Raw genomic sequence first — 14408 nt, forward strand, 5'->3', positions numbered from 1 at the left:
CGACAGGCGTGACGGCGGGACCGCCCGTCGTCACCCTGCGCGGCGTGGCGAAGCGCTACGCGAACGGCACGCTGGCCGTGCAGGGCGTGGACCTCGCGATCGGGCAGGGGGATTTCGTCTCCCTGCTCGGCCCGTCGGGCTGCGGCAAGTCCACCGTCCTGCGCATGATCGCGGGGCTGATGGGGCCGAGCACCGGCAGCATCGAGATGGCCGCCGGCGGCAACGCGGCAGGCGACATCGGCTTCGTCTTCCAGGAGCCGACGCTGATGCCCTGGTCCAGCGCGCTGAAGAACGTGATGCTGCCGCTGCGCCTCGCCGGCACCGCGCGCAGCGAGGCAGAGGACCGCGCCGCCGCGGCGCTCGCCGAGGTCGGCCTCAAGGGCTTCGAGAAATCCTATCCCCGCGCGCTGTCCGGCGGCATGAAGATGCGCGTCTCCATCGCCCGCGCCCTGGTCACCAAGCCGCGCCTGCTGCTGATGGACGAGCCCTTCGCCGCGCTCGACGAGATCACGCGCCACCGGCTGAACAACGACCTGCTCACCCTCTGGGCGCTGGAGCGCTTCACCGCCGTCTTCGTCACCCATTCGGTGTTCGAGAGCGTCTACCTCTCCCGCCGCATCGTGGTGATGGCCGCGCGCCCCGGCCGCGTGGTGGAAGACATGGAGGTCAACGAAGCCTATCCGCGCGGCGAGGTTTTTCGGACCTCCGCCGAATACGCGGCGCATTGCCGCGCGGTGTCGGAGGCGCTGCACGGCGCCATGGGCGAATAGGGGGCGCGCATGGGTGTTTCCGTCTCGGCCAACGAAGTCGCCGACGCGCCGCAGGAGGCGCGGGAGCGCACGATCCTCGGCCTCACCGGCGAAGGCTGGGCTCGCATCCTGGCGCCGCTCGCCATCGGCATCATCGCGCTCGGCCTCTGGGAATGGGCGGTGCGCGTCAACGAGATCCCGCCCTACATCCTGCCCGGCCCCATCGAGGTCGGCCGCACCCTGATCCGGGACTGGCACACGCTGCAGGTCTCCCTCTGGATCACGCTGCAGATCACCTTCGCCGCCCTCTTCGTCGCCGCGGCGCTCGGCCTGGCGCTCGCCGTGCTCTTCGCCCAGTCGCGGGTGATCGAATTGTCGCTGTTCCCCTACGCCGTCATCCTGCAGGTAACGCCGATCGTCGCCATCGCGCCGCTGATCATCATCTGGGTGGACGACATCCGCATCGCGCTGCTGATCTGCGCCTGGATCGTCGCCTTCTTCCCGATCCTGTCGAACACGACGCTCGGCCTGAACAGCGCCGACCACAACCTTCAGGACCTGTTTCGATTGTATCGCGCCAGCCGCTGGCAGGTGCTGATGCGCCTTCGCCTGCCGACGGCGATGCCCTATTTCCTCGGCGGTCTGAAGATCTCGGGCGGCCTCGCGCTGATCGGCGCCATCGTCGCGGAATTCGTCGCCGGCACGGGCGGCCGCGCTTCCGGCCTCGCCTACCGCATCCTGGAAGCCGGCTACAACCTGCAGATCCCGCGGATGTTCGCCGCCCTCGTCCTCGTCTCCGCCACCGGCATCGCGATCTTCCTGGCGATGACCCTGGTGTCGCACCTCGCGCTGCGCCACTGGCACGAAAGCGCGATGAAGGAACGCAAGTGAAGGATATGCTTCAGCGCGCCGGCAGCCGCTTCTGGCTGCGCGATGCGCGCGCCCCCGGCGTGCTCGTGCCAGGGCTCGACGCCGACCGCGACCAGGACGGGCTGATCCGTCTCGACATCCGCATTGAGGACGGGAAGGTCGCCGCGGTCGCGCTGCCCGGCACCGCGCCGGATGGCGTGGATATGCGGGGCGGCCTGGTCTGGCCTGCGCCGGTGGATGCCCACACGCATCTCGACAAGGGCCATATCTGGCCGCGCACCCGCAACCCCGAAGGCAGCTTCATCGGCGCGCTGACCGCCGTGATGTCCGACCGCAACGCCGCCTGGAGCGGCGAGGACATCCGCGCCCGCGCCGATTTCGCGCTGCGCTGCGCCTATGCCCATGGCACGGTTGCGATCCGCACCCATCTCGACACCTACCTGCCGCACGCCATGACCACCTGGCGCGTCATGCGAGAGCTGCGCGACGCCTGGGCCGGGCGCATCGCGATCCAGATGTCCTCGATCTGCCCGGTGGATCGCTTCTCCGGCCCGGACGGCAAGGCGCTGGCGGATCTCGTCGCCGCCTCGGGCGGCGTGCTCGGCATGGTCACGCGCCCCTCCGGCGGTATCCATGACGACCTGCCCCCCGGCTTCCAGCAGGAACTCGACACCTTCTTCGCACTCGCCGAGGAACGCGGCCTCGACCTCGACCTGCATGTGGACGAAAGCGGCGAGACCGGCGCGCGGGCCCTGCGCGAGATCGCGCTGACCGCGCTGAAGCGGAAGTTCAAGGGCCGCATCCAATGCGGCCATTGCTGCTCCCTTTCCATCCAGCCGGAGGATTTCGCGCGCGAGACCATCGCCCGCGTGGCCGAGGCCGGCATCGACATCGTCGTGCTGCCGATGTGCAACATGTATCTGCAGGACCGCGTGCCCGGCCGCACGCCCCGCTGGCGCGGCGTGACGCTGGTGCATGAGATGCGCGCCGCCGGCATCCGCGTCTCCGTCGCCTCCGACAACACGCGCGATCCCTTCTACGCCTATGGCGACCTCGACATGGTCGAGGTCTTCCGTGAAGCGACGCGCATCCTGCATCTCGACCATCCCTTCGGCGACTGGCACCGCGCGATGGCAGCCAACCCGGCGGAGGCGATGGGGCTGCAGGGCAGGGGGCTGATCGCCGCCGGCGCGCCGGCCGACCTGATCCTGTTCTCCGCGCGCTTCATGACGGAGCTGCTCTCCCGCCCGCAATCGGACCGCATCGTGCTGCGCGACGGCCGCGTGCTGGAAGCGACCGCGCCGCATTGGCGCGAGCTGGACGCGGTGGTGGGTGTTTCCGGCTAGCCGCCTACCATTTGGCGAAATGCGCTCGCACCTTCGCCACGAACGCCTCGCATTCGGCGCGCGTGCGCTGGTCCATGCGCGTCAGCGTCACCCACTCCACCTTGCAGTCCCGCGCGCAGAGCCGCCGCATGCCGCGCCCGAACAGCTTGCGGTCGATCCGCCCGATATACCACAGCAGCCAGGTCGGCGAGCCATAGGTGGTCACAACGGCGATGCGGCGGATGTTGGTCAACGCCGGCTCGATCGCGCCCGCACCGAGATGGAATGCCACGCCCGGCGCCCAGACGCGGTCGAACCAGCCCTTGAGGATCGCCGGCATGCCGTACCACCAGGTCGGATGCACCAGCACCAGCGCCTCCGCCCGGCGCAGCGCGGCGACATGGTCCTCGATGCCCTGCAGGTTCGCCGGCACGTCGTGGTAGCGCCCGCGTTCCTCGGCGCTCAGCACCGGATCGAAGCGCTCCGCATAGAGATCGCGCAGCTCGACCGTGTGGCCCGCCGATTCCAGCGCGGCCTTCGCGGCGTCCCGAAGCCCCGCCGCCAGGCTGTCCTCGCGCGGATGGGCGTAGATCATCAGCACCTGCATGCCGCCCGCCTAGCAAGCGGCGGGCCGGATGCGCAACGGCAGAAGGAGACGGCCCGATGATGACCGCCCCGGTGATCGGCAAGCGCGCGAAGGACCTGCGCGGCTTCCGCATCGCGCCGAACGACACGAACTACTTCGCCTGCCTCTTCGACCCGCTGGAGGACGGCGTCTCCTTCACCCTCGTCGTCGAGATCTTCGAGCCCGGCGGCCGCACGCCCCCCAACACGCACCAGGCCGCCGAGGAATGCTTCATCGTCCTGGCCGGAAGCGGCAAGGCCTATGCCGACGGCGCAGAGATGCCGATCGGCCCCGGCGACGCCTTCGTCCTGCGCCCGGGCGTGGAGCACATTGTCCTCAACGACACGAACGAAAAGCTCTACTGCCTGACGCTGATGGCGCCGAACGAGGGTTTCGCCGAGCTCATCCGCAACGGTACGCCGGTCGATCTCGCGCCGGAGGACATCGCCGTGCTCACCGGCGCGGGCCGCGCCTGATGCGCGTGCTCTACCTCTACGCCCATCCGCTGCCCGAGAGCTTCCACGCTGCGATACGCGACGCCGCACGCGAAGGGCTGCGCCAGGCGGGGCACGAGGTGGATCTCTGCGACCTCTACGCCGAGGGCTTCGATCCGGTGCTGAGCGCCGCGGAACGCCGCGGCTACCACGCCGTGCCGGACAACCGCGCGCCGGTCGAGGACTACATCCGCCGCGTGGAACGCGCGGAGGCCTTCGTGCTCTCCTTCCCCACCTGGTCCTTCGGCCTGCCCGCGATCCTCAAGGGCTTCTTCGACCGCGTCTTCGTGCCCGGCGTTTCCTTCACGCTGCAGGATGGCGTGGCGCGGCCGAATTTCGGGCATATCCGCAAGATCGCCGGCATCAGCACCTATGGCCGTCCCTGGTGGAACGCGCTCTTCGTCGCCGATCCGCCACGCATGGCCGTCACGCGCTATCTGCGCGCGCTGACCGGTTGGAAGGCAGAGGTGCAGTATCTCGCGCTCTACGACATGAACCGCGCGACGGAGGCGCGCTGCGGCGCCTTCCTCGCGAAGGTGCAACGGGAGATGACGCGCTTCTGACCCTGGCTTGCCCTGCGCGCGCGATTTGGCGATGGTGCGCCCCCAATTCGCAGGGAGGAAACCGGGATGACCCGCATCGCCCGTCGTGGCGCGCTCGGCGCGCTTGCCATCGCCCTTGCCGCGCCGCGCCTCGCCGCAGCGCAGGGCAACACCATCCGCATCGTCGTGCCCTTCGCGCCGGGCGGCTCCACCGATGCGGTGGCGCGGCTCGTCTCGCCGGGGCTCACGCAGCGCCTCGGCGCGACGGTGGTGGTGGAGAACCGCTCCGGCGCCGCGGGCTCGATCGGCGCGGATGCGGTGGCGAAGGCGCGGCCTGACGGCCTGACCTGGCTGCTCACCTTCGACAGCCATGCGACGATCTCCGCGCTGCTGCGCAACCCGCCCTTCGACCTGATGAAGGACCTCGATCCGGTCATGCTGATCGGGGGCTCGCCCTATTCGATCGCGACCAAGGCGAACAAGCCCTTCCGGAACCTCGCCGATGTGATCGCCGCGGCGAAGGCGCGGCCGGACGCCGTCTCCTACGGCTCCACCGGCAACGGCACCATCGGCCACCTGACGATGATCCTGCTGGGCGAGGCGGCGGGCGTCCGCATGACGCATGTGCCCTATCGCAGTGGCGGCCTGGCGGTGAACGACACGGTGGCCGGCACGGTGGACATGATGATCGGCTCCTCCGCCCTGCTGCTGCCGCACATCAATGGCGGCACGCTGCGCCCGCTGCTGCAGTTCGGCCCGCAGCGCCTGTCGGGCCTGCCGAACACCCAGACCTCGACTGAGGCCGGCTTCCCCAACCTGATCGCCGAGGCCTGGTGGGGCGTCTTCGCGCCGCATGGCACGCCTGCGCCGATGGTCGCCCGCATGAACGCCGCGCTGCGCGAGACGCTGCAGGAGCCGCGCGTGCAGCAGGTGATGACCGAGACTCAGCAGGCGCGGCTGGTGATGTCATCGCCCGAGGAGTTCGGACGCTTCTTCGCCGCCGAGGTCGAGAAGTGGGGCCGCGTCGTCCGCAGCAGCGGCATCCAGCCCGACTGAGCTTTTTGGTTGCCCTCAGACGGCGGGCGCGCGCTCCGCGCGCTTGCCTTCGCGCCACTTGGCGCGGCGCGCATTCGCGCGCTCGGCCGGCTGCGCCGGCCGCGTCTGCAGGTCACTCCTCCGTCGCGCGCCGCAGCAACCACCCATACAGCGCTGCGCGTGCAGCCTCGCGCGCCGGATAGATCCGCGCGCTCTCCGCCGCCAGCGCCGAGGCATCCACGAGGCCGGGCGGTGTGTAGCGCTCCGCCCAGTCCTGCATGATCGCGGGTGTCGCCTCCGGGTGGAACTGCACGCCGATCGCGCGCGGCAGCGCGAAGGACTGCACCGTGCCCGCATCCTCCGCCAGCACGGCGGCGCCTGGCGGTGCGGTGATCGCATCGCCGTGCCAGCGCGGCCAGGGGCCGGCCAGCACCGGATCCTCGGCGCGCGCAATGCCGAACCAGCCCCGGAAGAAGCGCCCATCCTTCATGCGTGCCGAATCCCCGCCCGCCGCAGCCGCCATCATCTGCGCGCCGAAGCAGATGCCGACGGTCGGCCGCCGCTGCGCCATCCGCTCCGCCAGCAGCGTGCGCTGCCGCGCGATCCATGGGATATGCGTGTCATACGCGCCGTGCGGCGAGCCGAGCGAGACCAGAAGCTCCGCCTCCTCGATATCCTGCGCCGCCGCTTCCTCCCCGGCGACCACGCGCAGCTTATGGCCCTGCGCCGCGAGCCATTCGCCGAAGGCGCCTTCCGGTGCGCTCTCGCTGTTGCGCAGGATCAGGATCTGCATGCGGTCCTCGTCGAGCGGGGGGCGTTCAGGCCGGCAGTCGCGCCGCCGCCCAGCGCGCGCAGTCCGCGACCACCGGGTCGGCATCCTCGCACAGCGCCTGCGCCGCGGGCTTCAGCGACGGATCGCCCGAATTGCCGATGGCCACCAGCACGTTGCGCACGAAGCGGTCGCGCCCGATGCGCTTGATCGGGCTGCCGCTGAACAGCGCGCGGAAGCCGGCATCGTCCAGCGCGGCCAGCTCCGCCAGCTTCGGCGCTTGCAGCGCGGCGCGCGGCGCGAAGGCCGGCTCCTCATGGGCGTGCGCGAATTTGTTCCAGGGGCAGACCGCCAGGCAGTCGTCGCAGCCATAGATGCGGTTGCCCATGCGCGCGCGCAGGCCTTCCGGGATCGGCCCGCGATGCTCGATCGTCAGGTAGGAGATGCAGCGCCGCGCGTCCAAGCGATAGGGCGCGGGAAAGGCATCCGTCGGGCAGATGCGCAGGCAGGCATCGCAAGACCCGCAATGGTCGCTCTCCGCCCCATCCGGCTCCAGCTCCAACGTACAAAAAATCTCGCCGAGGAAGAGCCAGGAGCCATGCGCGCGGGAGACCAGGTTGGTGTGCTTGCCCTGCCAGCCGAGCCCCGCCTGCTGCGCCAGCGGCTTCTCCATCACCGGCGCGGTGTCCACGAACACCTTGAGCTCGGTCCCCTTGAAGCGATGCGCCATCCACTGGCCGAGCCGCTTCAGCCGCCCCTTCACCACGTCATGGTAGTCGCGGTTGCGGGCATAGACGCTGATCGTCGCGCTGTCGCGCCGCGCCAGCGTCGCCAGCGGATCGCGTTCCGGCGCGTAGTTCACGCCGAGCGAGATCACGCTCACCGCTTCCGGCCACAGCGCGCGCGGATGCGCCCGCTGCGCTGCGCGATCCTGCATCCAGCCCATGCTGCCGTGATGCCCCTCGGCCAGGAAGGCCGCGAGGCGCTCCCGCACCTCCTCCGCCAGATGCGCGCGCGCGAAGCCGACAGCATCGAAGCCGAGCGCGAGCGCCTGCGCGCGGATCAGCTCGCGCGGCGAGGAAGCCGTCATCCCTCCAGTACCACTGCGCCGAGTCCGCGTGCCGACTCCGCCATGCGCGCGTCGAAGGTCGCAACGGAGGCGCCCAGCCGGAGCGCGAGTGCGATGTGCATGGCGTCCTGGGTCCGCAGCGTCATGTCCAAGCGCCGAAGAAAGCCTTCGGCCAGCAGCACGTCACCGTTCTCGAGTCTCGCGGGCAGCGTGGCCGCCGCAACCCAGGCGCCGAGCTTCGCGAAGGCCTCGCGCGCGGCGCCATCGTCCATGCGCCGCGTCCGCGCCCGGAGCGCCATGACGGAGGCGAATTCGGCGCGCGCGAGGTCGCTGACCATCACCGCGGGATCGTGGCGCTGGAGCAGCGCATCGGCGCGCTCGGACAGTGCATCCTCGGTCAGCAGCGCGACCAGGACGCTGGTGTCGAGATAGGCGTTCAGCGTCGCTGCTCGTCGTCGCGCAGGCGGCCGACAAGGCTCGCCGCGTCCTCCGGATCCGCTCCGCCGCCCTTCACGCGGTTGGCACGCAGCCAGGCGAGGCTTTCCGCATTCGACATCCGCGCCGGCGCGTCGCCGACCGGGCGCAACGCAACGACAGGTCGCCCATGCCGCGTGATGACGACCTCCTCGCCTTGCAAGGCGCGGTCGATCAGGCCCGACAGATGGGTCTTCGCCTCGGCGACGCTATGCGTGCTCATGCCCGGATTATGGTCATCGAATGACCAGATTTCCAGGCTCACCCTCGCCCGCGATACGGCGCCACCCCCTGGTCGGGAATCCACACCCCCTCCGGCGGCGTCCCCGTCTGGTAGAACACGTCGATCGGGATGCCGCCGCGCGGATACCAGTAGCCGCCGATGCGCAGCCATTCGGGATCGAGCAGCTCCACGATCCGCTTCCCGATGCCGACCGTGCAGGCCTCGTGGAAGGCGCCATGGTTGCGGAAGCTGGTCAGGAAAAGCTTGAGCGACTTGCTCTCGACCAGCCAGTCCCGCGGCACGTAGTCGATCACGAGATGCGCGAAGTCCGGCTGCCCCGTCATCGGGCAGAGCGAGGTGAATTCCGGCGCGACGAAACGCACGCAGTAGCGTGTGCCGGGATGCGGGTTCGGCACCCGCTCCAGCACCGCTTCCTCGGGCGAGCGCGGCTGCTCCACATGCTGGCCGAGCATCGTCAGGCCGGAGACGTCGGTCTTGATGGTCATGCCGCCTTCCTCTCCGCCTCGCCCTCGGCCCAGACCGCTTCGATCGCCGCGGCCTCTGCCTCGAAGCGGCCTTCGACGATCGCGCGGCGCAGGCGCGCCATCAGCGTCTGATAGTAGCGGATGTTGTGCCAGGTCAGCAGCATCGGCCCCAGCATCTCCTCCGCCTTGATCAGGTGATGGAGGTAGGCGCGGGAATGCCGCGTGCAGGCCGGGCAATCGCAATCGGGATCGAGCGGCGAGGGATCCTCCGCGTGCCGCGCATTGCGCAGGTTCAGCACGCCGCGGCTGGTATAGGCGCGGCCTGTGCGCCCGCTGCGCGTCGGGATCACGCAGTCGAACATGTCCACGCCGCGCCGCACCGCGCCGATCAGGTCGGCCGGCGTGCCGACTCCCATCAGGTAGCGCGGCGCGTCCTCGGGCAGCAGGGGCGTGGTGGCGTCCAGCACCCGGAACATCTCCGACTGCCCCTCGCCGACCGCGAGCCCGCCGATCGCATACCCCTCGAAGCCGATGCCGCTCAGCGCCGCGACGCTCTCCGCGCGCAAATCGTCGAAGGTGCTGCCCTGCACGATGCCGAACAACCCATGCCCGTCGCGGGGCACGAAGGCCTCCCGGCAGCGCGCGGCCCAGCGCATGGACAGCCGCATGCTGTCCGCCGCCTGCGCATGCGTGGCGGGGAAGGGCGTGCATTCGTCGAAGCACATCGTCACGTCGGCGCCCAGCAGGTGCTGGATCTCCACGCTGCGCTCCGGCGTCAGCCGGTGGTAGCTGCCGTCCACATGGCTGCGGAAGGTCACGCCATCGGCGTCCATCTTGCGCAGGTCTGTCAGGCTCATCACCTGGAAGCCGCCGGAATCCGTCAGGATCGGCCCGCGCCAGTCCATCAGCCGGTGCAGCCCGCCGAGCCGCGCCACGCGCTCCGCGCCGGGCCGCAGCATCAGGTGATAGGTGTTGCCGAGCACCATCCGCGCGCCGGTGGAGCGCACCGCATCCGCCGTCATCGCCTTCACCGTGCCGGCGGTGCCGACCGGCATGAAGACCGGCGTCGGCACCTCGCCATGCGCCGTATGCAGCGTGCCCGCGCGCGCCGCGCCATCCGTCGTGGTCAGGGACCAGCGCAAGGTCATGCCGGCAGGTCCTGCGCGCAGCGGAACAGCAGGCTCGCATCGCCATAGGAGAAGAAACGGTATTCCCGCGCGATGGCATGCGCATAGGCCGCGCGCATGCGCCGCGTGCCGCTGAAGGCTGAGACCAGCATCAGCAGCGTGGATTTCGGCAGGTGGAAATTGGTGAGCAACGCATCCACCGCGCGGAAGCGGAAGCCCGGCAGGATGTAGAGGTCGGTCAGCCCGCGGAAGGGCGCCACCGTCCCGTCCTCGCGCGCCGCCGTCTCCGTCACGCGCATCGCGGTGGTGCCGAGCGCCACCACCCGCCGTCCCGCCGCGCGCGCCGCGTTGATCGCCGCCGCCGCATCCTCGCCGATCTCGGCCCATTCGCGGTGGATGTGATGCCGGCGCGGATCGTCCTCGCGCACCGGCAGGAAGGTGCCGGCGCCGACATGCAGCGTCACCGTCGCGCGCTGCACCCCGCGCGCCTCCAGCGCCGCCAGCAGCCGGTCCGTGAAGTGCAGGCTCGCGGTCGGCGCGGCGACGGCGCCGGGGCGCTTGGCGAAGATGGTCTGGTAGTCCGCGGCGTCCTCGGCGCGCGGCCCGCCTTTGCGGTGGATGTAGGGGGGCAGCGGCACCTCGCCGGCCTGCTCCAGCGCCACGGCCAGCGCCGCCTGGTCGGGTCCGAAGTCCAGCAGCGCCGTGCCGCCCTCGCGCTCCACCACGCGGGCGACGCAGCCCTCCGCGCCCTCGATCGCGACCTCGTCGCCCGGCCGCAGCCGGCGGGCGTTGCGCACCAGCGCCTGCCAAAGACCGCCACCCTCGGCGCGGTTCAGCATGATCTCCACCCGAGCATCGCCGCGCCTTCCGTGCAGCCGCGCCGGGATCACCCGCGTGTCGTTCACCACCAGCAGGTCGCCGGGATCGAGCAGCGCCGGCAGGTCCAGCACGCCGCGATCCTCAAGGCCCTCGGCGCGCACCACCAGCAGCCGCGCGGAATCGCGCGGCCGCGCAGGCGCCTGGGCGATCAGGCGCTCGGGCAGGTCGTAGTCGAATTCCTCCGTGCGGAGAGGCGCACCTTCCGCGCGGGAGGGGGGAGGGGCCTCCGGCATGACGGCCGCATGTGGCCCGCCCCCGCCGCCTTGTCCAGCGTTCCGGCCCGGCCGGGCCTACGCGCGCGGTCGCCAGCGCACCAGGTGGCCCAGGTCATCCGCCTCGCCCTCCGTGGCGCCGATCACCGCGTCCAGGGCCAAGTTGCCGCGCCCGGGAATCTCCAGGATCGGCGGTTCGAAGGAGACGATCCGCGCCCCGTCCGGCGCCTCGACATGGCCGGCGGGCCTTGTCTGCCCGGCCTCGTCCGGCTCGTTGCCCATCGGGTGGGCGTCCGAGGGCTCGTCACTGCCAGCATAGCCCACGCCCTTGTAGGGCGCGAAGGTGTAGCGCAACTCCCGCTCCCCGTCGGCGCGGGCGATCGGGTAGCGATAGACCGCGAAGCGTTCCGGCACCGGGCGACCCCCTCCATCCGGCCGCGCAACGCGCCGGCGGGCCGCCCGGTTCCGGCGGCGCCGGCTACTCCACCCGCGCGCCGGAGCGGCGGACCACCTCGCCCCACTTGGCGATCTCGGCCTTGATGAAGGCGTCGAAGGTCTCGGGGCTGGTGCCGCCATCCGGCGTCAGGTTCGGCGGCATGCCGCCGAGGTCGGCCAGGCGGCGCTGCATGTCGGCCTCCCGCAGGATGGCGTTCAGCTCGTCGGAGTAGCGCTGGATGGCGGCGCGGGGAGTGCGCGCCGGCGCCTGCAGCCCGAACCAGGCGGTCGCCTCCACGCCGGGGAAGCCGGCTTCCGCCGTGGTCGGCACCTCCGGCATCGCCGGCGTGCGCTCCTTCGTCGTCACCGCCAGCGGGCGCAGCCGCCCCTCGCGCAGATGCCCGATGACGGAGGGCAGGTTGTCCACCGCCACGTCGATCCGGCCCGCGATGGTCTCCTGCAGCATCGGACCCGCGCCGCGGAAGGGCACATGGGTCATGTCGATCCCGGCCTCCAGCTTGAGCAGCTCGCCCGTCATGTGCAGCGAGGTGCCGGCGCCGGAAGAGCCGATGTTGAGCTGGCCCGGCCGCGACTTGGCCAGCGCCACCAGCTCCTGCAGGGTCCTCGCCGGCAGGTTCGGGTTGACGAAGATCGCGTTCGGCACCCGGATCATCAGCCCGACCGCCGCCAGGTCCTCCGGCTTGATCGGCATCCGCGAGCCGTAGAGCTCGTAGTTGATCGCGCCGCCGCTGATCGTCTGCATCAGCAGCGTGTGGCCGTCCGGATCGGCCGTGGCCACCACCTGGCTGCCGATATTGCCGCCGGCGCCCGGGCGGTTCTCCACCACCACCTGCTGGCCCAGCCGGCGCCCCAGCGGCTCGGCCAGGATGCGGGCGGCGATGTCGGTGGTCCCGGCGGGCGTGAAGCCCACCACGATCCGGACCGAGCGGCTGGGCGCCCAGGCCTGGGCGCGGGCGATGCCGGGCAGGCCGAGGGGCAGGGCGAGGCTGGCGCCAAGCAGGACGCGGCGGCTGGTCTTCATGGTCGTTCTCCTCCATGGCGGAACCCGGCGTCCCGCTGCGGCATTTGCCCGGCGTTCCTGCCGCAGATCGGCGGCGGCTTGCAAGATGGTGGGAATTTGGCGAGTCCTTGTGGCGGGACTCCAGGGCGCCGGGATTTCCGGGGCACGCGGACGTGGAAGGGGCCCGGTGCATGCACTTCTTGAAGGTCTACCGGCGCGTGCTGGCGCTGCTTGCGCCGGATCGCTGGGTGGCCATCGGGCTCGCCTTCGCCGCGCTGGCCATCGCCGGCCTCTCCTTCCTGGAACCGGTGCTGTTCGGCCGCGTGGTGGACCTGCTGGCGCGCTCAGAGCGGATCGAGCCGGAGGCGCTCTGGACCGAGGCCTTCGCGCTGCTCGCCCTCTGGGCCGCGGTCGGGCTCTCCTCGATCGGCGCGAATGTCGCGACCGCCCTGCTGTCGGACCGGATGGCGCACCGCAACCGCCTGACCGTCATGGGCGGCTATTTCGAGCATGTGCTGTCCCTGCCGCTCTCCTTCCATGGCGACACGCAGTCGGGCCGGCTGATGAAGGTGATGCTGCTCGGCTCGGACAACCTCTTCGCCTTCTGGCTGTCCTTCTTCCGCGAGCACCTCGTCACCTTCATCGCCGCCGCCGTCCTGCTGCCGCTGACGCTCATCATGAACTGGCGGCTGGGGCTGCTGCTCGTGGCGCTGGTGGTGCTCTTCGCCGTCGTCTCGGCCTGGGTGATCAGCAAGACCCATGCCGCGCAGAGCCAGGTGGAGGCGCTGCACACCCAGCTTGCCGGCAACGCCCAGGACGCGCTCTCCAACGTGATGGTCGTGCAGTCCTTCACCCGCCTCGGCTCCGAGGCGCGGCTGTTCCGCGACATCATCACCCAGGTGCTGGACCGCCAGTTCCCGGTGCTCAACTGGTGGGCGGTGGTCTCCGTGCTGACCCGCTCGGCCGCCACGCTGACCGTCATCGCGATCTTCATGCTCGGCACGCTGCTGCACCTGCGCGGCCAGGCGACGGTCGGCGAGATCGTCTCCTTCATGGGCTTCGCGACCCTGCTGATCGCGCGGCTGGAAGGCGCGGTCGCCTTCGTCTCCCACCTGCTGCTGCAGACGCCGGCGCTCGAGCAGTTCTTCGCCGTGCTCGACAGCCGCTCCTCCGTGCCGGAGAAGCCGGATGCGGCCTCGCTCGGCCGCGTCACCGGCGATGTCCGCTTCGATCAGGTGGCCTTCGCCTATCCGGGCGGCCCGCGCATCCTGGACGGCATCGACTTCCACGCCCCGCCAGGCCGCACCGTGGCGCTGGTCGGGCAGACCGGCGCGGGCAAGTCCACCGCCATGGCGCTGCTGCAGCGCCTCTGGGATCCGGTGGACGGCAGCATCACACTGGACGGCCACGACCTGCGCGACATCACGCTGGAAAGCCTGCGCCGCAACATCGGCGTCGTCTTCCAGGAGGCGCTGCTGTTCAACCGCTCGATCCGCGACAACCTGGTGGTCGGCCGCCCCGACGCCACGCAGGAGGAGATCGAGCGTGCCTGCCGCATGGCGGAGGCGCACGACTTCATCGCGATGAAGCCGCAGGGCTACGACACCATGGTGGGCGAGCGCGGCTCCTCGCTGTCCGGCGGCCAGCGCCAGCGCCTGGCGATCGCGCGCGCCCTGCTGAAGGACCCACCGGTGCTGATCCTGGACGAGGCGACCAGCGCGCTCGACGCGGCGACCGAGGCGCGCGTGCAGAAGGCGCTCAAGGCGCTGATGGCGGGCCGCACCACCTTCATCATCGCCCACCGTCTCTCCACCGTGCGCGACGCCGACGAGATCCTGGTCTTCGAAGGCGGCCGCGTGGTGGAGCGCGGCGGCTTCGCCGAGCTGGTGAAGCTCGACGGCCGCTTCGCGGAGCTGGTTCGTACGCAGCTCTCCCTGGCCGAGAGCACCTAGGTCCTGAACCCAAAGTCCTTGCTGCGACGCGACGCGATCTGATTCACCGTCGGAGTTGACGGGGGATAGGGGCATGTCGCGGTTCGATTTGAGCGAGGCGGAGTGGCGGATCATCGAGCCGT

17 protein-coding genes are annotated in these 14408 nt (G+C 70.8%); 7 read left to right on the forward strand and 10 right to left on the reverse strand.

What is annotated here, in order from left to right; genetic code table 11:
- The first annotated feature begins 8 nt into the window (after positions 1–8).
- From DFH01_RS24795 to DFH01_RS24805, 3 genes are read left to right on the forward strand one after another with little or no spacing between them, the layout of a single operon-like run.
- Positions 9–770 carry an ABC transporter ATP-binding protein gene (locus DFH01_RS24795; RefSeq protein ID WP_109873189.1) on the forward strand — a complete coding sequence of 254 codons (762 nt, stop codon included), beginning with the start codon at positions 9–11 and terminating at the stop codon, positions 768–770.
- A 9-nt stretch (positions 771–779) separates the two neighbouring features.
- Complete coding sequence (locus tag DFH01_RS24800; protein ID WP_109873190.1) at positions 780–1640, forward strand: ABC transporter permease; 861 nt, start codon at positions 780–782, stop codon at positions 1638–1640.
- Between the two features lie 5 nt (positions 1641–1645).
- Positions 1646–2965, forward strand: coding sequence for a cytosine deaminase (locus DFH01_RS24805; protein ID WP_109873191.1), 1320 nt, complete (start codon positions 1646–1648; stop codon positions 2963–2965).
- A 4-nt stretch (positions 2966–2969) separates the two neighbouring features.
- Here the strand turns inward: DFH01_RS24805 and DFH01_RS24810 are convergent, their stop codons facing one another.
- Complete coding sequence (locus DFH01_RS24810) at positions 2970–3551, reverse strand: NAD(P)H-dependent oxidoreductase (RefSeq protein WP_109873192.1); 582 nt, start codon at positions 3549–3551, stop codon at positions 2970–2972.
- 56 nt (positions 3552–3607) lie between these two features.
- On the opposite strand from DFH01_RS24810, the gene DFH01_RS24815 reads away from it, so the two are divergent.
- The 3 genes from DFH01_RS24815 to DFH01_RS24825 all read left to right on the forward strand — a co-directional run bounded on the left by DFH01_RS24815 (position 3608) and on the right by DFH01_RS24825 (position 5661).
- Positions 3608–4045, forward strand: coding sequence for a cupin domain-containing protein (locus DFH01_RS24815; RefSeq protein ID WP_233256269.1), 438 nt, complete (start codon positions 3608–3610; stop codon positions 4043–4045).
- The gene (locus tag DFH01_RS24820; protein WP_109873193.1) at positions 4045–4626 is read left to right on the forward strand and encodes an NAD(P)H-dependent oxidoreductase; all 582 of its coding nucleotides are present in this window, start codon (positions 4045–4047) and stop codon (positions 4624–4626) included. Before DFH01_RS24815 ends, DFH01_RS24820 begins: the two co-directional genes overlap by 1 nt.
- 66 nt (positions 4627–4692) lie before the next feature.
- Entirely contained in the window at positions 4693–5661 is a 969-nt protein-coding gene (locus DFH01_RS24825) for a tripartite tricarboxylate transporter substrate binding protein (RefSeq protein WP_109873194.1), read from the forward strand.
- A gap of 112 nt (positions 5662–5773) precedes the next feature.
- Here DFH01_RS24825 and DFH01_RS24830 read toward each other — a convergent pair whose 3' ends face one another.
- From DFH01_RS24830 to DFH01_RS24870, 9 genes are all read right to left on the reverse strand, one after another.
- Positions 5774–6433 carry a type 1 glutamine amidotransferase gene (locus DFH01_RS24830; protein WP_158287895.1) on the reverse strand — a complete coding sequence of 220 codons (660 nt, stop codon included), beginning with the start codon at positions 6431–6433 and terminating at the stop codon, positions 5774–5776.
- A 25-nt stretch (positions 6434–6458) separates the two neighbouring features.
- Positions 6459–7499 carry a tRNA epoxyqueuosine(34) reductase QueG gene (queG, locus tag DFH01_RS24835; RefSeq protein ID WP_109873196.1) on the reverse strand — a complete coding sequence of 347 codons (1041 nt, stop codon included), beginning with the start codon at positions 7497–7499 and terminating at the stop codon, positions 6459–6461.
- Entirely contained in the window at positions 7496–8011 is a 516-nt protein-coding gene (locus DFH01_RS24840) for a type II toxin-antitoxin system VapC family toxin (RefSeq protein ID WP_199231401.1), read from the reverse strand. Before DFH01_RS24840 ends, queG begins: the two co-directional genes overlap by 4 nt.
- Complete coding sequence (locus DFH01_RS24845; protein ID WP_109873198.1) at positions 7915–8175, reverse strand: type II toxin-antitoxin system Phd/YefM family antitoxin; 261 nt, start codon at positions 8173–8175, stop codon at positions 7915–7917. Before DFH01_RS24845 ends, DFH01_RS24840 begins: the two co-directional genes overlap by 97 nt.
- A gap of 38 nt (positions 8176–8213) precedes the next feature.
- On the reverse strand, positions 8214–8681 hold the full coding sequence (gene queF, locus DFH01_RS24850) for a preQ(1) synthase (protein ID WP_109873199.1): 468 nt from the start codon (positions 8679–8681) through the stop codon (positions 8214–8216).
- Entirely contained in the window at positions 8678–9808 is a 1131-nt protein-coding gene (gene tgt, locus DFH01_RS24855) for a tRNA guanosine(34) transglycosylase Tgt (protein WP_109873200.1), read from the reverse strand. The genes queF and tgt overlap by 4 nt, the downstream gene beginning before the upstream one ends.
- Positions 9805–10899 (reverse strand): tRNA preQ1(34) S-adenosylmethionine ribosyltransferase-isomerase QueA, encoded by a 1095-nt coding sequence (queA, locus tag DFH01_RS24860; RefSeq protein WP_109873201.1) that lies wholly within the window; start codon positions 10897–10899, stop codon positions 9805–9807. Before queA ends, tgt begins: the two co-directional genes overlap by 4 nt.
- A gap of 57 nt (positions 10900–10956) precedes the next feature.
- Complete coding sequence (locus tag DFH01_RS24865) at positions 10957–11292, reverse strand: hypothetical protein (protein WP_109873202.1); 336 nt, start codon at positions 11290–11292, stop codon at positions 10957–10959.
- Between the two features lie 64 nt (positions 11293–11356).
- Positions 11357–12355 (reverse strand): Bug family tripartite tricarboxylate transporter substrate binding protein, encoded by a 999-nt coding sequence (locus tag DFH01_RS24870; RefSeq protein ID WP_109873203.1) that lies wholly within the window; start codon positions 12353–12355, stop codon positions 11357–11359.
- Between the two features lie 170 nt (positions 12356–12525).
- Between DFH01_RS24870 and DFH01_RS24875 the strand changes: the two genes are divergently transcribed.
- Positions 12526–14286: a glucan ABC transporter ATP-binding protein/ permease gene (locus DFH01_RS24875; RefSeq protein WP_109873204.1), complete on the forward strand. Its 1761-nt coding sequence runs from the start codon at positions 12526–12528 to the stop codon at positions 14284–14286.
- Positions 14287–14408 lie beyond the last annotated feature (122 nt).

The sequence above is a fragment of the Falsiroseomonas bella genome (assembly GCF_003173615.1).
In the GTDB taxonomy this organism is placed as follows: Bacteria; Pseudomonadota; Alphaproteobacteria; order Acetobacterales; family Acetobacteraceae; genus Falsiroseomonas; species Falsiroseomonas bella.